The organism is Caulobacter sp. UC70_42 (assembly GCF_044056025.1).
Lineage (GTDB): Bacteria > Pseudomonadota > Alphaproteobacteria > Caulobacterales > Caulobacteraceae > Caulobacter.
Map to the genome: position 1 here is coordinate 1,717,740 of NZ_CP171994.1, position 15,884 is coordinate 1,733,623.

At 68.4% G+C, this 15,884-nt stretch carries 10 protein-coding genes and 1 pseudogene; 3 read left to right on the forward strand and 8 right to left on the reverse strand.

Annotated elements, in window-relative coordinates; genetic code table 11:
* Positions 1-8: 8 nt before the first annotated feature.
* The 3 genes from ACHMW8_RS08860 to ACHMW8_RS08870 all read left to right on the forward strand — a co-directional run bounded on the left by ACHMW8_RS08860 (position 9) and on the right by ACHMW8_RS08870 (position 3,643).
* A complete protein-coding gene (locus ACHMW8_RS08860) occupies positions 9-215 on the forward strand; it encodes a hypothetical protein (protein ID WP_395445303.1) in 207 nt (68 codons plus the stop codon).
* A gap of 434 nt (positions 216-649) precedes the next feature.
* A complete protein-coding gene (locus tag ACHMW8_RS08865) occupies positions 650-2,548 on the forward strand; it encodes an NPCBM/NEW2 domain-containing protein (protein ID WP_395445304.1) in 1,899 nt (632 codons plus the stop codon).
* 93 nt (positions 2,549-2,641) lie between these two features.
* Positions 2,642-3,643, forward strand: coding sequence for a glycoside hydrolase family 43 protein (locus tag ACHMW8_RS08870; RefSeq protein ID WP_395445305.1), 1,002 nt, complete (start codon positions 2,642-2,644; stop codon positions 3,641-3,643).
* Between the two features lie 68 nt (positions 3,644-3,711).
* On the opposite strand, the gene ACHMW8_RS08875 is transcribed toward ACHMW8_RS08870, so the two are convergent.
* The 8 genes and pseudogenes from ACHMW8_RS08875 to ACHMW8_RS08910 all read right to left on the reverse strand — a co-directional run bounded on the left by ACHMW8_RS08875 (position 3,712) and on the right by ACHMW8_RS08910 (position 15,870).
* Positions 3,712-4,974 carry a DUF3422 domain-containing protein gene (locus tag ACHMW8_RS08875; protein WP_395445306.1) on the reverse strand — a complete coding sequence of 421 codons (1,263 nt, stop codon included), beginning with the start codon at positions 4,972-4,974 and terminating at the stop codon, positions 3,712-3,714.
* A gap of 102 nt (positions 4,975-5,076) precedes the next feature.
* Positions 5,077-5,832, reverse strand: coding sequence for a sialate O-acetylesterase (locus ACHMW8_RS08880; protein WP_395445930.1), 756 nt, complete (start codon positions 5,830-5,832; stop codon positions 5,077-5,079).
* Positions 5,780-7,000 carry a sialate O-acetylesterase gene (locus ACHMW8_RS08885; protein WP_395445307.1) on the reverse strand — a complete coding sequence of 407 codons (1,221 nt, stop codon included), beginning with the start codon at positions 6,998-7,000 and terminating at the stop codon, positions 5,780-5,782. The genes ACHMW8_RS08880 and ACHMW8_RS08885 overlap by 53 nt, the downstream gene beginning before the upstream one ends.
* 27 nt (positions 7,001-7,027) lie before the next feature.
* The gene (locus tag ACHMW8_RS08890) at positions 7,028-7,930 is read right to left on the reverse strand and encodes a glycoside hydrolase family 3 C-terminal domain-containing protein (protein ID WP_395445308.1); all 903 of its coding nucleotides are present in this window, start codon (positions 7,928-7,930) and stop codon (positions 7,028-7,030) included.
* Positions 7,931-7,988: 58 nt separating this feature from the next.
* Positions 7,989-9,734, reverse strand: a pseudogene (locus ACHMW8_RS08895) (glycoside hydrolase family 3 N-terminal domain-containing protein); the annotation flags it as partial.
* A 20-nt stretch (positions 9,735-9,754) separates the two neighbouring features.
* Entirely contained in the window at positions 9,755-11,374 is a 1,620-nt protein-coding gene (locus ACHMW8_RS08900; RefSeq protein ID WP_395445309.1) for a right-handed parallel beta-helix repeat-containing protein, read from the reverse strand.
* A 492-nt stretch (positions 11,375-11,866) separates the two neighbouring features.
* Positions 11,867-13,411, reverse strand: a complete 1,545-nt coding sequence (locus ACHMW8_RS08905; protein ID WP_395445310.1) for a tryptophan halogenase family protein — start codon at positions 13,409-13,411, stop codon at positions 11,867-11,869.
* 65 nt (positions 13,412-13,476) lie between these two features.
* The gene (locus ACHMW8_RS08910) at positions 13,477-15,870 is read right to left on the reverse strand and encodes a TonB-dependent receptor (protein ID WP_395445311.1); all 2,394 of its coding nucleotides are present in this window, start codon (positions 15,868-15,870) and stop codon (positions 13,477-13,479) included.
* Positions 15,871-15,884: the final 14 nt, after the last annotated feature.

Genomic DNA, 15,884 nt, shown 5'->3' on the forward strand with positions numbered 1-15,884 from the left:
GCGTCGGATTGAGTTCGGACCTCGCCGTCGGTGGCGATCCGCTCGCCATGCAGGACGATCTGGATGCCGGCGTTCTTCTCGTCGAAGAAGATCGGGCTGAAGTGATTTTGCTCGACGATCACGCTGAGGCCCGGGGCCTCGAGCGTCTGGTCCGGACTCAGCCGCGGCGTTTGGGCCTGGGCGGTCGCGATCGCGAATATCGAACACGCGGCTAGGGACAGCGGGGCGGCGACGATCCTTGGCATTCCAGTTCCTCCCTTGTTACCGGTAACAATTTTTTATGTATCCCAGCGGTGATCTTGACGTCGCCGATCTGGGTAGGGTCTTCCGGCCGCTGCGTATCGCGCGGGCCATACCGAGCGGAAAGCCCGCCCGTGGGAGGGATTTAGGCCCAGGCGCGCCTCTGCGACAATCCATATTTGTCGGCGTTATTGGCGTCTATCGCGGGTCGGCGTTCACGTCGCCAGAAAGCCCTGGCGTCTTGGGTGCGAGGTGAAGCGCCAGGCATGGGGAACGCTTGGCCGGCCAGACGGGCGATGGAGCGTATGTTGACGACAAGTTTTGTCGGAGTAAACATCGCGCTCACAGTGAGCGTTTGGGCTTCGACAGCCGAGCCGTTCAGCAACCGATAAAAACGGCGCGGGAAACGATGAGGAAGCTGCTGACCGCGGGGGTGATCGCCGCGCTTCTTGGGCCGTCCGTCGCCGCGGCGCAGAACGATCCGTTGGCGCCGACCGGACGCTGGACGGCCTATACCGCCGGCCGCGCGGCCACGCCGCCCATGGGGTGGAGCACCTGGAACGCCTTCGCCACCGACATCGACGAGGACAAGATCCTCGGCTCGGCGAAGCAGATCGTCGACAGCGGCCTGGCGGCCAAGGGCTATCGCTATATCAACATCGACGACGGCTGGGCGCTGAAACGCCGGATGCCGGACGGGCGGATGATCATCCGCGACGACAAATTCCCGTCGGCGCGCACCGGCGGCGACGCCCCCAGCTTCAAGCCGTTCACCGACAAACTTCACGCCATGGGGCTGAAGGCCGGCATCTATTCCGACCTGGGCCGCAACACCTGCTCCGAAGCCTATTCCCCGACCGATGACGACCTGCCCAAGGGCACGGTCCTGGAGCGCGAGGTCGGCATCTACGGCCGCATCGACCAGGACATCGCGCTTTATTTCAAGGATTGGGGCTTCGACTTCATCAAGGTCGATGGCTGCGGCCTGCGCGACTACGGCCCGCAAAGCGAGCGGGTGCGTTCGGGCAAGTTCCGGGCGCTGGGACCATTCCTGGACTCCGGAGCGGTGACGCGAACCGACATCCCGACGATCCAGGCGATGTTCCGCCAGATCAATGTCGCGCTGGCTCGGGAAAACCCGGATGGCGACTATCTGCTGTCGCTCTGCGTCTGGGGGGCGGCCAACGTCCGCGCCTGGGGCAAGGACTATGGCGGCATCTCGCGCACCAGCGACGACATCTCGCCGGCCTGGGGGCGGTTGCTGGTCAACTACGATACGACCGTGACGCGGTCGCTCTACGCGCACCCCGGGTCCTGGAACGACCCGGACATGCTGCACATCGGGGCCGGTGACTTCGACGCCGATCACCTGACCGAAGCCCGCTCGCACTTCGCGCTGTGGGCGATGCTCAATGCGCCGCTGCTGATCGGGACCGACCTGCGCAAGACGCCCAAGGCGCTGCTCGATATCTTCGGCAACGCCGACATCATCGCGCTGAACCAGGATCCCGCCGGCAACCAGGCGACGCTGGCGCACGACTCCAGCGACCTGCAGATCCTCGTCAAGACCCTGGCCTCGGGCGACAAGGCCGTGGCGATCTTCAACCGGGGCTCGGTCGACTATGACGTCGACCTGAGCGCCGCCCACCTGAAGTTCCGCGACGACGCGCCGATCGCGCTGACCGACCTGTGGAGCCAGCAGCGGACGAGCTTCACCAAGCGCGCCAAGCTGCATGTCAAGCCGCGCCAGACCCTGATCTTCCGCGCCCACGGCGCGCGCGCGTTGCAAGGGGGCTACTACCTGTCGGAACAGCCGGGCAGCGTGAACCCGGCGGTCGACGGCGTTCTGGAACCCACGCCCGATCCCTCCATCTTCCGCACCGCGGCGGGCTGGGGCGGCACGAGCGGCGCGGGCGACCGGCCGTCCTATGCCGGCTGGGGCGGCGCGCGGGCCGACAGCGCGCCCTACGGCCAGGTGCTGCATGTCGCCGGGAAGCCGTTCGCGGCGGGGATCGGGATCCTCGCCAACTCGCGGCTCGAGGTGCGTAACGCCGGGGCCAAGCGCTTCACCGCGATGGTCGGTGTCGATGACAGCGCCAGCGACAAGGCCGGCGCCGTGACCTTCGCCGTCTACGGGGATGGCAAGCTGCTGGCGACCAGCAAGCCGGTCAAATGGGGCATGGCGGCTCAGCCGATCTCGGCCCCGGTCGCCGGCGTGAAGCTGATCGAACTGGTGGCGCGCGGCCCTCGCGGCGCCAATCAGCGCTTGCCGGTGACCTGGGGCGAGGCCGCGCTTCTCGAGCGCTGATTAACCCGGCGGGAAACCCAGGCGATGACGGTTCGCGCCGCGCCTGGGCGGCATGTTTATCAGAGAAATATTAGGCGTTGGGGAGACGGTCGGATGGTTTCGAAAATTGCGGCGCTCGCGTTGATGGCGGCCCTGGGCATGGCGACGCCAAGCGCGGCCGGCGATGAAAAGGCGCCGGCGCCAGGCTCGAACCCCATCTTCCGGGACCGGTTCACCGCCGATCCGGCGCCCCTGGTTGTCGGAGATCGCCTCTTTCTCTACGTGGGCCACGACGAGGCCCAGCGCGACGAGATGTTCAATATGCGCGAGTGGCTGGTCTACTCGACCACGGACATGAAGACGTGGACGGCCTACCCACCGATCATGAAGGCCACGGACTTCAAGTGGGCCAAGAAGGACGCCTGGGCCTCGCAGGCGATCGAGAAGAACGGCAAGTTCTATTTCTACGCCGCCGTCGAGCACGACAACACGCATCCGGGCAAGGCGATCGGCGTGGCGGTCTCGGACTCGCCCACCGGCCCGTTCGTCGACGCGCGCGGGTCGGCGCTGATCACCAACGAGATGACTCCGAAGGGGCCGCACAGCTGGGAGGACATCGATCCGACGGTATTCACCGACGATGATGGAACCACCTGGATCGCCTGGGGCAATCGCTCCTGCTACATCGCCAAGCTCAAACCCAACATGATCGAGATCGACGGTCCGATCACCGAGATCACGCCGCCGCATTTCGAGGAAGGCCCGTGGCTGCACAAGCGCGACGGGACCTACTACCTGACCTATGCCTCGCTCGACCGAAGCACCCAGCGCGACGAGCATGTGTCCTACGCCACCGCGCCCGCCATCACGGGTCCCTGGACACCGCGCGGCCTCCTGACCGGCTCGGGCAAGTACAGCTTCACGATCCATCCCGGCATCGTCCAGTTCAAGGGCGAGTGGTATATCTTCCTGCACAACGCGACCCTCGCGGTGGGCGACCAGAGCGGGGCGATCGGTCGCCGCGCCGTGACCGTCGAACGCCTTCGATACGGTCCCGACGGCGCGATGCTGCCGGTCGTGCAGACCGAAGCCGGGGTTTCGGTCCCGACCCGCTAGAGCATTTTCCGAGGACGTGGAGACCGAGCGTCGTCAGGAGTGCTCTGGCGGCGCTCCGTTCGGGCGCGTCATCCGCCGCCCCGATCGATCAGCCGCTTCTTGCGCCGGTGCAGGCTGGCGGCGACGGCGAGCAGCACCAGGGGAACCAGAGCCGAGAGAACCTGTTCGCTCGCGCCCGGCCAGCCATGCAGCCACGGCTTCAGGAGATAGCCGAGCAGGCCCAGCACGTAGTAGCCGACCGCGAAGATCGACAGTCCCTCGACCAGCCCCTGCAGCTTGGCTTGCAATTCGAGGCTGGCGCCCATGCCGCGCAGGGTTTCCTGGTTCTGGCGGTCCAGCACGATGCCCAGCCGGGCCTGCAGGAGATCGCCACAGCGCGCGACGCGCACCGAAAGGTCGTCCAGTCGCCGGTCGGCCGCCTCGCGGGTGCGCATGGCCGGTTGCAGGCGCCGGGCGATGAACTCGCTCATGGTCGAATAGCCGGGAACATGGCGCTCGCGAAGCGCCTCCAGCCTGTCGAGCGTCAGGCGGTGGTACGACTCCGTGGCGCCGCGCCGAAAACGGCTGTCAGCCGCGCGCAGCTCCACCTCGGCCGAGAGTGCGAGGAGGCTGTCCAGCACCGCCTGGCTGTCTTCGCCGTTCGCCAGGCCGCTGGCGATCGCCGAAAGTCGGGCTTCGGCGCCGTCCAGCCAGGCCAGAAGCTCCCGGGCGGGTGGAAAGCCGATGAGCGCTAGCTTGCGATAGTTGCCGATCTCCAGGAGCGTCTGGACCAGCCGCGAGACCTCGTCATTGGCCAGGGCGATGTTGTGGACGTGGATGCGCCCCGTGCCGCCTTCGCGCAGGCGAAAGTCCGTCCAGATCCGCGCGGCGCCGTCGAAGACCTCGCACGAAACGCAATGGGCCAGGTCGATATGCCGGTTCAGGGTCGCCTCTGCCGGCGGCTCGGCGCCCGGTGCGGAGACAGAGATCTCGACGCCCCTGAACACCTGACCCGGCGCGCCGTCCAGCCAGAAGCAGTCCTCGCCGACGTTGGTCTCGAAGCCAAGCTCCGGGCCCAGCGGGCCGTAGGTGAACCGGGTCCAGGTCGAAAATTCCTGATGCCGCTCCCACAGCCAGCCGCCGGCCGGGCTGGTCACCAGAATCCTGCCGCCGGCGGCGCTCTGGCCTGGGGCGAACAAGGCCACGAAGGCCGCCTCGGACGCCCGCTCGTCGGCGTCGACCAGGAACACCCACTGGCGCAGCCTGACTGGCGCTTGCTCCAGCGGCAGGGCGCGCAGGTGCATCAGTTCGCTCAGCGCCACCCTGAGCGGATGATCCCGACGGCTATCCATCTCGTCCTTACCCCATGCTCCCGGGTCGTTGGTCCATGTTCAATGTTACCGGTCACATAAATCTAGCCAACTTGTCCGCCGTCGTCACCCGCCTTGCCGGGACTAGGGAACCTTGATCTCGAACGAACCGACGGGGCGGCCGGCCTGGTCGAACAGGTTCACCGTCGGACTGTCCGCCCAGGCGTAGCGCACGCGCCCGATGGTCCCGCCGTCGCCCTTCAGCGTGACCTTGTCGCCGGCGACATGGCCGGGGGCGTAGCGGCAGGCGCCGTCCCCGCCGCAAAGCTCGAAGCCGATGGCGGTGTCCGCGCCGCGGGCGACCAGGCCTCCGGCCGCGCCGACGAATGTCAGGACGACGCCGCCTTCGGGCGCGCGCGCGCTGGTCGCGATCCGGGGGCCGGCGGCGACGGCTTCCCCATAGGCGAGGACCCGCAGCGCGTCCGCCGCGCGACGGCCGACCTCCTGCTTCTCGCCAGGATGGATATCGTAGGGGTCGCCGAGGTCCAGGGTGACGACCACGGCCGCGTGGCCGTCGGTCTCCGCGGCGCGTCTCTGGGCGTCGCGCACGCCGGCCCAGCCGCTCTCGACGGGCCTGCTCGCGCCGGCGCCGTAGGCCGACAGCTGGATGATCGCGAAGGGCAGCGTCGGGGCCTCGAACTGGCGACGCCAGTCGGCCATCATCGCCGCGAGGCGGCGCTCATAGCCGGGAAGTCCCGTGTCGGACTCGCCCTGGTACCAGAGCGCCCCGGCCAGCCCGACGGGACCGAGCGGCGAGATCATCGCGTTGTAGAGGACGCCCGCGCCGTTAATGTCGTCCCACGGCGCGCGGGGGGCGTTGGTCTTCGGGCGGCCCGCCAGGGCGTAGCGCCAGCCGGCGTTCGAGGGGGATGGACGTCCCGTCGTCCAGCTGAAGGCGCATGAGCTCGGCGGGACCCGCCAGGCCGCCGTCGGCATAGACGTTGTCATCGTTGACCGTGATCCGGTTACGCCCGGCGACCAGCGTTCCCGGCGCCAGTCGGTAGCGGCGTGGGGCGCCGATGCTGGATCCGCCGACCGCCTTGCCATTGACCCAGGTGCGGTCGGCGTCGTCGATCAGGCCGAGTGACAGGACGGCGCCTTGCGCGGCCTGGGCGGGCGTAAGGTCCACGGTCTTCTCGAACCAGACCATGCCGAGATATTTGGCCATCTCGGGCGCGCCCCAGCGCCCGAAAAAGCTGATCATGGGAACGGGCGACCAGTCGGGATGCTCGGCGCGCCAGGGCTGCTCGGCGCCCGAAAGGCCGGATTGGTCGCGCCACCAGGTCTCCCACTGACGCGCGACCATGGCCTCGGCCGCCGCCGCGTCGCGCGCATGGAGCGCCAGCGCCTTGGCTTCCAGGTCCAGGCCGCCGGCGCGCAGGCCCTCGGGCGCCATCCAGGCGGAAATCCGCGAGCCGCCCCAGCTGGAATGGATCAGGCCGATCGGCGCCTTGATGGTCCGACGCAAGTCCTGGCCCGCGTAGAAGCAGACGGCGGAGAATCTGGCGATCGTTCCGGGCGTGGCCGCCGCCCAGGCCGGTGGGACGTCGAAGCGGTCCTTGGGCGTTTCCGCCAGCTGCTTGCCCACCGTCATCAGCCGCATCTGGGGATTGGCGGCGCCGCCGATCTGGAAGCTGTTCTGCGACTGCTCGGCCGACAGCTCCATGTTGCTCTGGCCCGAACAGAGGAAGACGTCGCCGATCAGCAGGTCGTTGACGAAGGTCTGGCCGCTCGGCGCGTCGACCAGCATCTGGTAGGGACCGCCGGCCGCGAGCGCCGGCAGGGCGACGCGAAAGCGACCATCGCGATCGGCCTGGCCCGTGGCCGAGCGCCCCGCCAGATTGACCATGACCTTTTCGCCGGGCGTGGACCGGCCCGTGACGATGATGGGCTTGCCCTCTGCAGCACGGCGTGGTCGCCGATCGCGCCGTCGAGCCTGGGGCGCGGCGCCGGCCAGCGACGGGAAAAGGAGGGCGAGGGCCCCGGTGATGGTCGCGATGGTTTTCACGCTCTTCTCCTGATCGCCTAGGCCGGTCTATTTCGCGAGCGCCACAGGGGCGTCGATCGAGAACGGGGCCGACTGGCTCGGAACGCCCGTGCCGGGTTGGCCCGATCCGATGCTGACGCGATAGGCTCCGGCCGCCACGCGGCGATCGCCCTCCGGGGTCACCGAGCTGAGATCGCGGGGCGACAGGGTGAAGGTCACCTTCCGGGCCTCGCCGGGCTTGAGCGCCACGCGCTGGAAGCCGCGCAGGGCCACGCGCGGCGCGCCGGGGGTGTCGGGGAAGTTCAGATAGAGCTGGGCGACCTCCTCGCCCGCCCGCGCGCCGACATTGCGCACGGTGGTCGTCACGCGGACGCTCTGGTCGGTGCGCTCGACCGTGACCGGCGCATAGTCGTAGCGGGTGTAGCTGAGGCCAAAGCCGAACGGATAGACCGGCTCGCCCGTGAAGTAGCGATAGGTGCGGCCGGCCATGGCGTAGTCGCCGAAGGGCGGAAGGTCGTCGATCGAGCGGTAAAAGGTCAACGGCAGGCGGCCCGAGGGATTGGTCTTGCCCGACAGAAGGTTGGCGACCGCCAGCCCGCCGGACTGGCCTGGATACCAGGCCTCCACGATGGCCGAGGCGTTGTCCTTGGCCCAGGCCAGGTTCACCGGGCTGCCGTTCATCGTCACCACCACCAGCGGCTTGCCCAGGGCCTTGGCCTGCTCCAGCAGCTTTTGCTGATCCGGCGGCAAGTCCAGGGTCGTCTTGTCGCCGCCCTTGAAGCCGGGCACCTCGACCGGCGACTCCTCGGCCTCCAGGTCGGAGGTCAGGCCGACCACGGCGACCAGCACGTCGGCCTGGGCGGCCGCCTTCTTCAGCTCGGCGGCCGGGTCGTCGGCCACGCGCTTCCAGACGAGATTGACGCCGGACAGGGCGTGGGAACTCCGAAACAATCTCGATCGGATAGCGATGGCCCTTCTCCAGGCGGATGGTCTTGAGCGTCGGCAGGCTGGCCCAGCCGGCCTTGCGCAGATCGGCGAACGGTTTGCCATCGAGCTTGAGCTCGCCGTTGAAGCCCGTCAGGCCCAGGCGATAGGTCCCGTTCTCAGGGGGAACCAGGAAGCCCGTCCAGACCACGCGGTGATGGTCGGAGACCGCCGCCAGATCCAGGCTTCGCGAGGCGATGTCCGGCTCGATGCGGGTGGCCACCGGCTTGTCGACGTAGCGCATCTTGGCCACAGCATCGCCGAAGGTCCCTGGCTCGAAGCGAGCCGGCGGCGGCTCGACCGTATTGTAGTAGCGGGCCAGCAGGCCGGGCTTGCCGTCGGGCGTGACCAGGGCCGTGCTGGGCACGCGATCGCCGTCGGTGAAGGAAGCGCCGAACGGGGCGTGGACGATCCTGGCCGACGGCATGGCGCGGCGAAGGCCTTCCAGCACCGAGATCGGCGGCGCCGACAGGGCCGAGGAATAGTTGCCGCGCAGGACGCGGGTGGCGTCGGCCAGCGGGCCGATCACCGCGATGCGCAGGCCGGGCTTCAGCGGCAGCAGACCGTCGTTCTTCAGCAGCACCAGGCTCTTCTCGCTGGCGGCCAGCGCCAGGGCCTCGTGCTGGGGCGTCATGACCGAGGTCACCGGCGCCGGGCGGGTTTCGACCGCCCGCACGCCGGGCAGGTCGCCGACCCGCAGGCGCGCCGAGTAGAGCCGGATCAGGGCCTGGTCGACATCGGTTTCGGTGATCAATCCGCGCTTCAGCGCGTCCGCGTAAGGCCGGGCGAGACCGGCGGTGTCGGTCAGGGTCGCGCCGTTGCACTCGTTGTCGACGCCGGCCCGCATCGCGGCGGCGACGGCGGTGGCCGCGTCGGGCGCATATTTGTGATTGTCGGCGATGTCCTTGACCGCGTCGCAGTCGGAAACGACGTAGCCGTCGAACTTCCAGGCGCCGCGCAGGTGGTCCTTGAGCAGGAGGTCGCTGGCGCAGGCGGGCTGGCCGTCGATGCGGTTGTAGGCGCACATCACCGATCCGGCCTGGCCTTCGGTGATCGCGGCGCGGAACGCGGGCAGATAGGTGTCTTCCAGGTCATGGCGCGAGACGAAGACGTTGGCGCCGTGCCGGGTCGACTCCGGCCCGCTATGGACCGCGAAGTGCTTGGGCGTGGCGATGACGCGCGGCAGGTCGGGGGCGGGGCCCTGGATGCCCCGCACGAAGGCCACGCCGATGCGGGCGGTCAGGAACGGGTCCTCGCCATAGGTCTCCTGGCCACGACCCCAGCGCGGATCGCGGAAGATGTTGATGTTCGGCGACCAAGTGTCGAGGCCCGTGCCGATGCGTCCCATCCGGCCGGTCTGCCGCGACAGGATGTGCAGGTCGCGGACCTCGGCGCTGATCGCGGCGGCGACGTCCTGAACGAGGCCCGTGTCGAAGCTGGCGGCCAGGCCGATCGGTTCGGGGAAGTTGGTGGTCGGCAGGGTCCCCAGCGCGCCGTGCAGCGACTCCGTCCACCAGTTGTAGGCCGGGATCCCGAGCCGGGGGATGGCCGGGGCGGTGTTGAGCAACTGGTCCAGCTTCTCTTCGGTGGTCATCTTGCCGACCAACTCGGCGGCCAGTCGGTCGGCCTTGGCGCGCGCGGCCGAGGTCTCGGGCTTGGCCGGGGCGAAGGGCGCGGAGAGGGCGGGGGCGCTCACGCACAGGCTCGCGCACAGCGCCGCGCTGGCCGCGCGGTGAAGCCAGGATGACTTGGACATGGAAGAAGACCTCATGATGGGCGTCCAGGCTGTGTTCAGGGCTTGGCGGGGCGGGGACCGGCGCGCGAGATGATCTCGCGGGCGGGCGCGGGCCAGGCCTGTCCCTCGACGGCGACGTTGTCGATCAGGCGGTTGTTGGCGTAGTCGGACCAGGATCCGTTGGCCTTGCCGCCACTATGCCAGTTGCCGCGCGCGACGTTGTCCGCCGCCGTGCGGCGCGGATAGGCGCCGTCCAGCGCGTTCAGATTGACCCACAGGCCGAGCCCGTCGAAGACGTTGTCGCGCACGGTGACGTATCGCGACCCTTCGTCGAGATAGACGCCGATGCCGCCGGGGACGTCGTAGACGTGGTTCTCCGCGATCAGGGCGCCGGGATCGGCCGACAGGTGATAGATGGCGCCGCCGTCGGGAAACCACCGCTTCACGCCATGGACGCGATTGCCGACGATCACGGTGTCGCGCAGGGTGGTCGGCGTGTCGTAGACGCGGTTGCCGGGCTGGTCGTAGTAGCCGCGTCCCAGGGTCATGTAGGCGGTGTTGCCGCCCGGGTCGTTGACGCCCCAGCCCCAGCCCACGTCGATGCCGTCATAGGGCGCGTCCGAGACCTCGTTGTGCAGGATCACGGCGGCGCTCGCATAGGTGACCAGGATCGCGGCCTGTTCCCGATAGACCTGGGAGACGCCCTGGATGGTGTTGTCGCGAATGATGATGTCGCGCACGGCCTGTTCCGGGCGCGCCGGGTGGTGCGCGTCGGGCGAGACGCCGCCGACCATGATCGCGCCGCCGGCCAGGTCGTGGAAGCGGCTGCGGACCACCTCGACCGAGCGTGTCTCCAGGCCCGCCCCGCTCAGATTGGCGCTGGCGTCATTGCCGATGCCGAGCGCGATCTGGCCAAGGTGGGCGAACTCGGCGTCCTCGAAGAGGACGCGCGCGGCCGCGGCGACCTGAACCGCCGCCGGCTGCTGCCGCCATTGGTTCCGCATCCTCTCGAAGGCCCAGCATCCCCAGCTGCAGTCGCGGATCGGATCGCTGGGATAGTTCGGGACCTGGCCCGACAGGAAGGCGCCGCTCTGCTGGCTGGCGTAGCCCTCGGCGCTGGAGGGGCCAAGCCAGCTGGTGTGGGCGAAGCCGACGCCCGCGAATTGCAGGTCGCGCACGGGCTGGCCAGGACGGCCGGCGATCGAGACCAGGGCTTCCAGGCGCGGCATGACCACCTGGCTCGAGGCCATGACCTCGCCGTCGCGTGGCTTGTAGTAGAGTTTGCCTTGGGCGGGATCGGCCCACCAGTCGCCGCCAGCCCGGACAAAGGCCAGGGCGTTGCCGATGAAGAAGCGCGCCCTATCGCCGGAGACCGGCCGGGCGAAGGTGTCGTAGCCGATCAGATTGTTGCGCCAGCCCGGCTGGGCCAGGACGATGCGGTCGCCCTGGATGCGCTCGACCCGGGCGCGACGGTCGGTGAAGAAGCCGGTGTTCTCCACCTCCAGCCGTGTCTGGTCGGGCAGGTCGGCGAGGAAGCGCCAGGCCGGATCGACGATCTGGATGCCCCAGTCGTGGAAGGCGAAGGCCTTGCGAGGGGCCTCGACCGCCGCGCGGTGCGCCAGCCGGTCGTTGACCCAGATCTGGCGCGGATCGGCGCCGCGAGGAATGTCGGCCACCCAGATGTCGCGCGCGGCGTCCGCCTGGCGCCGAGCCTTGGATCGGCTGGCCGCCCGAGAGGATGGGCCGCGCGCCCTTCGCCGCTTCCCAGCGGACCACATAGCCGTCCTGGCCGCCGTCCTCGACCGAGAAGCGCAGCGGCTTGGTCAGGCGGTAGACCCCGTCCGCGAGCCGCACCGTGACCGAGTGGGTCTTGTTGACCGACCGCACCGCGGCCTGGGCGCGGGCCAGGGTCGCGAAGGGGCGGCCGGGCGCGCCGTCGGCGCTATCCGAGCCGCCCGGCGCGACCTCGAAGACGATGGGAACGGGCGCGGGGCGTTCGTGGATCTCGACCGAGGAGAACGCCTTTTCCGAGTTGGGACGGTCGGCGGCCGTCATGACGGGGATGTTGGGCGCCGGCGGTAGCTGCGCGCCATGGGCCGCTCCGCTCGCCAGGACAGCGGACAACAGGACGGCCGCGCGACCGCGATGGAAGAGCGATGTATCGCGCGTCATACAGGCTGCAGGCCGTGCTCGACGATCTTGCGGATGAGGTCGCGATGTTTCGGCAGGCTGGACAGAAGACGTTCGCTTTGCAGGGCGTTCTCGCGCAGGGCGCGTTGAACCAGGGCCGCCTCGTCGGCGAGCGCGGCGGCCTCGACCTCGGTGCGGAAGCCCATGCCGTAGAGCACATACTGGTAGCTGGCCGAGGGAAACACCTCGTCGGCCCGGTCGAACTCCTCGTGCAGCCACGGCGGCTGGTGACGCCACAGAAGCAGCAGGTCCGACAGGCGCTCGGGGATGGTCGCCGGGTCGCGGTTGTCGCGCCAGAAGGCGGTGTCGGTCCTTTGGCTGAGCACATAGTGCAGCTTGAGGAAGTCGATGATCCGGCCCCAGCGGTAGTGGGTCGTGGCGTTGAAGCGTGAGGCCACGATGTCCATCACCTCGCGGCAGGCGGGCATCTGCTCGGCGATGAGCTTGGCCGAAAGCTCGATCAGCACGATGGCCGAGGCTTCCAGCGGCTCCAGGAAGCCCGCCGCCAGGCCCACGGCCACGCAGTTGCGCTTCCAGAAGGTTTCGCGGTGGCCCGAGCGGATGGCGATCTTGCGGACCGTCAGGTCCTTGCCGTCCCGACCGAGATAGGCCCGCAGCTCGCGCTCGGCGTCGTCGTCGGAGATATGGCGACTGGAATAGACGTGTCCGGTCCCGCGCCGGCTCGGCAGGCCGATGTCCCAGATCCAGCCCGCCGACTGAGCCGTCGAGATGGTGTGGGTGGCGATGGGGCTGTCGGGACGTTCGTACGGGATCTGCACGGCCAACGCCGTGTCGCAGAACAGGATGTCGCCGCAGTCGCGGAACTTCACGCCAAGCGTTTCGCCCAGCAGCAGAGACCTGAAGCCGGTGCAGTCCACGAAGAGGTCGCCCTCGATCTCGCCGGCCTGTTCGGTGACGACCGCGCGGATGTCGCCGTTCTCGGCGAGAGCCACGCCGCGCACGTCGGCCAGGACATGGCGGACGCCCAGCTTGTCGCAACAGTGGCGTTGCAGGAACGGCGCGAACTTGCCCGCGTCCAGGTGGTAGGCGTAGTTGGCCGCGCCTTGATAGGGCGGGGCGGTGATGGTCTTGGGCCCCAGGCCCTCGTCGCAGAGGCGGCCCTGCGGACAGACGGCGTCGCAGAAGCTGCCAGACGCGTCGCCGGCCAGCCAGTGGGGGGCCAGGTTGATCTGCCCGAAGCTCTGGGGCAGCACCAGCGGGTGATAATAGGCGTCGTCGGGCTCGCCCGTGGTCCAGCGCGCGAACTTGGCGCCCTGCTTGAACGCGGCATCGCACTCGCGGAAGAAGTCGGTTTCGGACACCCCGATCTTGGCCAGGGTCGTGCGCAGGGTTGGCCAGGTGCCCTCGCCGACGCCGATGATCGGCGTGGTCGGCGACTCCACCAGGGTGACCGTGAAGCCGGTCGACTGCCGCGCCCGATGCTTGGCGGCGATGACCCCGGCGGTGAGCCAGCCCGCGGTCCCGCCGCCGACGATGACGATATTCTTGACGGGACGGACCATGGCCTATCGAAGAAAAAGCGACTGGGAACGACGGCTCGACGTTCCCAGTCTAGGGGAGGGGAATACTAGAAGCGGAAGCGGACCCCGGCCGTATAGCGTCGACCGTAGGCGAACACGTCGAGCAGCTGGTTGTCGAACCGCCCGTGCGTGCTCTGGACTTCGTTGGTCAGGTTAAGAGCCTCGAAGAACCCGGTGATCTGCTTGGTGATCGCATAGCTGGTGCTGAAGTCGATCTGCAGGTTCGGGTTCTCGAAGGTCGGCTCGGAGCCGAATGCGCCGGTGTTCTGGTTCTGGCCGAAAGCGCGCAGATACTCCTTGCGGTAGTTGACCGCCACGCGCGCCTCCAGACCGTTCTTGTCATAGAAGGCCACGAGGTTTGCCGAATTGGCCAGGCCCGTGATCGCGAAGCCGCTCTGGGAGATGTCCTTAGGATCGTAGGGCTTGTTGGTGTCGACGAAGGTGGCGTTGGCGTTGAAGCCGAAGCCGCTGTCGCCGAACACGTGCTGCCAGGCCAGCTCGACCCCGCGCACGGTGGCTTCCGGTCCGTTCACCTGCTGGGTGACGCTGAAGATCGCCGGCTGGCCGGTCGTCGGGTCGATCACGCCGTTGATCGTCTGCCGCTGGGTGCCGCCGACGATGAAGTTGCTGACGTCCTTGATGAAGAAGTTCACCGCCGCATACGAGTTGGGCTTGTAGTACCACTCGACCGCGGCGTCGAAGTTGTCGGCCAGATAGGGCTTCAGCGAGGGGCTGCCGCCACTGGCCGTCAGGGCGCCGACGCGCTGGCCGGTGCCCACGCTGGCCACGGGGGTCAGCAGGTTGAGGCCCGGGCGGGTCAGGGTGCGCGAGGCGTCCAGACGCAGGTGGATGCTGTCCGTCAGCTCCAGCTTCATGTCGAGGCTGGGCAACAGGTACGAGTAGTTGCTCTTGGTCGACACGCTCTGAGGCGCGCTCAGCGACACGGTCAGCAGGGTGGGATCCCCGGCGCTGCGCGTGATCGCGGTCGGGACCTGACCGAAGCCGGCCGAGGTGACGTGGGTGTTTTCCTCGCGGACGCCGGCGTTGAAGTGGAACGGCATGCCGGCCACCTCGATGTCGAAATTGGCCTTCACGAACAGCGACCACGTCTTCTCGGTGATGTCGCGGATGCTGCCGTTGTCGAGCGCCATGTCGAACGCGCCGGTGAACTGGGTGCCGACGCCGCTGCCGCCGTAATTGAAGCCGGGGATGTTCTTGGCTTGCGGGTTGCCCAGGCCGGTCAGGAACTTCTGATACTCCCGGGCGTCGAACTTCAGCAGGTAGGGCGGCAGGGCGCCGTCGAAGCCGGGGATGAAGTTCTTGGTGCTGACCTTTTCGGTGAACAGGCTGGCCGGGACCATGACCCCGCCGTTCGGACCCGAGGCGGGGCCGTAGCCGGGATAGGCCTGCCAGAAGTTGTTCACGAACGTGTTGCTTTGCTGGAACTGGTAGTGGTCTTCCAGATAGGTGCCGCCGGCCTTGATCTTGAAGCCGTCCTGTTCCCAGGATCCGGCGAAGCGCAGTTGCTTGACGACGTCGGTGTTCTGCTGGGCCTGGCGCACCACCACGTGGGAGCCGATCACCGAGGTGTCCGCCCAGCGACTGCCGTCGCCGTTGGGGCCGTAGCCGTGCAGGACTGGCAGCGTGTTGTCGCTGCTGCCGCCGATGCTGATGCCCAGAGCCGGGCCGATGCCGAAGCCATAGCCGACGTCGGCGTTGTCGCTGGTGATCTCGCCGCCCGGGTTCAGCCAGCTCTTGGCGTAGCTGCCATCGGCCTCGAACTTCAGGTTCTCGGAGACTTCCCACTGCAGGTTCAGGCCGGTCTGGTTCGTCCTCAGGACCGAACGGTCGGTGCCGGCCGTGAAGTCGGTCTGCGAGCCGGCCTGGGTGAAGTCGACCGTCGTCCCGTTTTCGTCAAGCTTGACGTTCCGAAGGCCGTCCTGGTTGAACCAGATACCGTAGCCGAAGTTGTCCGCGCGGATGCTCTGGCGCGAATAGTTGTCGTCCAGGGTGATCGTCACGCCCTCGACCGGCGCCCATTGCAGGGCGATGCGGCCGTCGAGGCGTTCATCCTTGGTGTAGATCTGGGTCGCGCCGGCCTGTTGCTCGAACCAGCCCAGGACCGTCTTGCCCGCGGACAGCTGGGCGGGCGTGCAGGCCGCCGTCAGCTGGCACGGCGCATAGTAGCCGCCCGGCCAGCCGCTGACATAGACGCGGTTGGTCTGGGTGTCGTGTCGCGTGTACATCGCGTCGACCAGCACCCCGAACTTGTTGTCGGCGAAGGTGTCGCTGAACAGCGCGCCGACCGTGGGCACGAACTTGCCGGCGTCGTCCTGCACCGAGCCCGACGCGGTCAGGGCCATGCGGCGGCCCGGCTTGTCGAAGGGCTTGGGGAAGGAGACGTTGACCGTGGCGCCGATCGAGCTGCTCGACAGCGACACGTCCGGAGTTCTTC

What these genes read in the sequence shown, in the direction of transcription:
- ACHMW8_RS08875 (WP_395445306.1), bottom strand. Translation starts at nt 4,974, where the DNA reads ATGGATAGCCGTCGGGATCATCCGCTCAGGGTGGCGCTGAGCGAACTG.
- ACHMW8_RS08870 (WP_395445305.1), top strand. Translation starts at nt 2,642, where the DNA reads ATGGTTTCGAAAATTGCGGCGCTCGCGTTGATGGCGGCCCTGGGCATG.
- ACHMW8_RS08905 (WP_395445310.1), bottom strand. Translation starts at nt 13,411, where the DNA reads ATGGTCCGTCCCGTCAAGAATATCGTCATCGTCGGCGGCGGGACCGCG.
- ACHMW8_RS08865 (WP_395445304.1), top strand. Translation starts at nt 650, where the DNA reads ATGAGGAAGCTGCTGACCGCGGGGGTGATCGCCGCGCTTCTTGGGCCG.